The 3912-nt window shown below is 71.4% G+C and carries 1 protein-coding gene and 2 pseudogenes; all 3 read left to right on the top strand.

Going from position 1 to position 3912, the window contains the following annotated elements; translation table 11 throughout:
* Positions 1-308: pseudogene (locus IH09_RS36035) on the top strand (ATP-binding protein); the annotation flags it as partial.
* Between the two features lie 402 nt (positions 309-710).
* Complete coding sequence (locus IH09_RS36030) at positions 711-3806, top strand: nitrate- and nitrite sensing domain-containing protein (RefSeq protein ID WP_052861963.1); 3096 nt, start codon at positions 711-713, stop codon at positions 3804-3806.
* Positions 3757-3912, top strand: a pseudogene (locus tag IH09_RS40495) (roadblock/LC7 domain-containing protein); the annotation flags it as partial. The gene IH09_RS36030 and the pseudogene IH09_RS40495, both read left to right, overlap by 50 nt.

Raw genomic sequence — 3912 nt, 5'->3', positions numbered from 1 at the left:
GGACAAGACGACCACGACGGTCGCGATGGACTTCGGCCGCATCACCCTGGACCAGCGTCCTCGTCGACACCCGCCGCCTCGCCGACTGCTTCCCCGCCGTCGACTACTTCGAGAACAGCGGACTCCCCTTCGTCATCGCCCTCAACGGCTTCGAGGGGCACCAGCCGTACACACCGGACGAGGTCCGCGAAGCACTGCAGATCGGACCGGGCACCCCGATCCTCACGACCGACGCACGACACCGCTCCGAGGCCAAGAGCGCACTCATCACGCTGGTCGAGCACGCGCTGATGGCCCGGCTGAAGTAGCCGGGCGGCATCCGGCCCGCCCGATACGGCGGCGGGCCGGACGGCGTCCGCGCCCGGCGGCCCGTTCCGCAGCTCGCGGATCGGTTCCCTGTGACCGCCGGTGGTAACTGTGTCCTTTGCCACGCCCGCCGGCGGTGTTCATAACGTTTCGACAGTGAATTGCTCCGCGGGCAACACCCCTCGCGCACGCATAACTTCGCTGTGCGCACACTTCTCCCGCCTTTTGCCGGGGCTCGTCCTTAACGCCCCTTTTATCTGACGCTCCCTCGCCTGTGCCCCAGCTCCGTCCGGTGTTTGGAAGGCGCCGCCCTGACGTGCTGAAATTCCTTCAACTTCGGAGTGCGAACGCCCAGGAGAAGCGGCGCGACGGATCCGTGCCGTCGGCGAGAGGTTGTTGGTCGAGTGAGGCGAAGAAAGTCGAGCCCCGCGCCGCAAGAGCAGCGGCGGGGCAACTTCACGCCACCGCCGCGCAGTGCGGCACCGGCTTCCGACGCACCCGCCGTCCCGGCCGCCCGGCCCCCGGTCAGCGGCGGCAGATACTCCCCGCGCAACTGGCGGGTGGCCACCCGGCTGAACGCCATCATGCTGATCCCCGTCCTGGTCGCCCTGGCCTTCGGCGGGCTGCGGGTCAACAGCTCGCTCGCCACCTGGCGGGACGCGCAGGACGCGGAGCGGACCGCGAAGCTCGTGCGCGCCGCTCTCTCCTACAGCAACGCCCTCATCAACGAGCGGGACCGCACCGCCGTTCCCCTGCTGGCCGGCAAGAAGGACGACCCCGCCGTCCAGGAGGCGTGGAACGCCACCACCACCGCGGGCCAGCAGTTCCGCCGGGCCGTCGCCGACATGCCGGACAAGGAGGGGCTCAAGCGCCGGCTCGCCGCGTTCGAGAAGGTCGAGCCCCGGCTGGAGCGGCTGCGCGCGGACGCCTACACCACCAGATTGCCGGGTGTGCGGACCGAAGAGGAGTACGTCGAGATCCAGCACCCGCTGATGGAGTTCGCGAACGAACTCGGTCTGGGCACCGGCAACATCACCTCCTACGGCCGCACCGTCTACGCGGTGTCGCTGGCCAAGGCCGCAGAATCGCTTCAGCGCTCGATCGGCACCCACCTCCTGGTCGGTCCGGCCGCCCCGCACGGCGGCAAGGACCACACACTCCAGCTGACCGCCTTCGCGTCGTACCGCTATCTGGAGACCATCGCCATCGGCGAGTACACCTCCGGCGGCACGCCCGAGGACGTCGCGCGGCTGACCCGGGAAGCCGCCGCCCTGACGAAGTCCGCACAGGAGAAGGCCGCGCGGGCCAGGGAGCGGGACCTGGCGGCCGGGCGGCAGTTCCACGCCCCGCCGTCGATGGACGCCATGGCCACCGCCATCGCCGCCGGCACCGCACCCGAGGACCTGGCCGCCAAGGGCACCACCGCCGACGCCTGGTTCACCGCGGCGACCGGCAAGTTCGACATGTACCGCGCCATCGAGAAGGACCTGTCGGACCGGGCCGTGGACGAGGCGGCGCAGATCTCCGCCGATGCCCGGCGGTCGGCCTTCATCGACGCCGCGATCGTGCTGGCCGCCCTGGTGGCCGCGTTCCTCGTGGCGGGTCTGATGGCCCGTCGGATGAGCCACAACATGCGCCGGCTGCGCACCGCCGCCTTCGGGATCGCCGAGCAGCGGCTGCCGATGCTGGTCGACCAGCTCTCGCGGACGGACCCGGGCCGGGTCGACACCCGCGTCCAGCCCATCCCGATCGCCACCACCGACGAGATCGGCGAAGTGGCCCGCGCCTTCGACCAGGTGCACCGCGAGGCCGTCCGGCTCGCCGCGGAGCAGGCGCTGCTGCGCGGGAACGTCAACGCGATCTTCACCAACCTCTCGCGCCGCAACCAGGGCCTCATCGAGCGTCAGCTGGCGCTGATCACCGGGCTGGAGAACAACGAGGCGGACCCGGACCAGCTGGAGAGCCTCTTCCGGATGGACCATCTCGCCACCCGTATGCGGCGCAACGGCGAGAATCTCCTCATCCTCGCGGGTGAAGAGCCGGGCCGCCGCTGGAACCAGCCGGTGCCGCTGGTCGACGTGCTGCGGGCGGCCGCCTCCGAGGTGGAGTCCTACGAACGGGTGGAGCTCACCGGCGTCCCCGAGAGCGAGATCCACGGCAACGCCGTGACCGACCTGGTGCACCTGCTGTCCGAACTGCTGGAGAACGCCACCACGTTCTCCTCGCCGCAGGCCAAGGTGCGGGTGGCCGCGACCCGGCTGCCGGACGGCCGGATGATGATCGAGATCCACGACAAGGGCATCGGGCTCACCCCCGAGGACTTCGCGGACATCAACCACAAGCTGGCCAACCCGCCGAGCGTGGACGCCGCGGTCTCCCAGCGGATGGGCCTGTTCGTGGTCGGCCGGCTGGCCGACCGGCACGGTATCCGGGTCCAGTTGCGCCCCTCCGGCGAGCAGGCCGGCACCACCTCGCTCGTCATGCTGCCCGAGGCGATCACCCATGGCGGTGGCGGCGAGGAGCGGTTCGACGACGACTTCACGGTCTCCAAGATCGTGCCCGAGCACCGGCAGACCGCGTACGAGAGCGACCACCGCACCGCCGCCGAGCTGGGCTTCGACGAGACCGGCTACCAGCCGTCCGGCGAATCGCCCGCACCGGACCCGGTGGGCCGTTCGCTGCTGCGCGAGGAGCGCCGGGCCGCACGGGAGGCGCGGGCCGACACCGTGCCGCGGGACGGCGCTCCGCCCTTCGCCGCAGAGGCGCCGCCTGGTGCCGCCCATCAGGGCCACCCCGGGCGGACGGCCGGACAGCCGCCGTACGACGACCGCTCCTACGGCGGCCCGGTGTTCGGGCAGCCGGACCTCGCGCGGCCCGCCGTCCCGCAGCCGTTCCCCGCGCACGATCCCGCACGGCCGGAGGAGTGGCCCGAACGCCCGGCGCACGACGGTCACTTCGGGACCGAATCGGTATCTGACCGGAATGGTTCCGACGCTCCCGCCGACGCGTCCGAGCGCGTAGCATTCGACCGTCCGGGCGCTATCCCGAGCGACTCCCACTCGCTGACCGATGCCGGCCTTCCGCGCCGCCAGGGCGGCTCGCCGCAGGCTCAGCAGCAGTGGCAGCAGCCCGCGGAGCCGGTGGCGCCCCCGCAGCAGCGGAGCGCGCCGGAGGGCGGTCCGGACGGCTCCGAGTGGCGCACGTCCAACGATGAGCGCTGGGAACGCGCGGAGCGACTGCGTGAGCCGAAGGCGGGCGGGATCACTCCCTCCGGCCTCCCCCGGCGGGTGCCCAAGGCCAACTTGGTCGAGGGCACGGCGGAGCAGACCCCGCGGGGTGGCCCACAGGTCTCCCGCGCCCCGGAGGACGTCCGCGGCAGGCTGAGCAATCTGCGCCGCGGTGTCCAGCAGGGGCGCAATGCGGGCACGGACCACCCGGAAGTCCCCCACAATGACCAACAGGGCTTCGGCCCCGGCAGCACCTACGATCAGGAGCGTTAGTGTGAGCCCGATGAGCCAGGCGGCGCAGAACCTGAACTGGTTGATCACCAACTTCGTGGACAACACCCCCGGTGTGTCCCACACGGTCGTGGTCTCCGCGGACGGT

The sequence above is a fragment of the Streptomyces celluloflavus genome, assembly GCA_000720995.1.
Taxonomy (GTDB): Bacteria; Actinomycetota; Actinomycetes; order Streptomycetales; family Streptomycetaceae; genus Streptomyces; species Streptomyces celluloflavus.
Note: the sequence above shows the minus strand (reverse complement) of the source record. Positions and strands in the feature narration are given on the sequence as shown.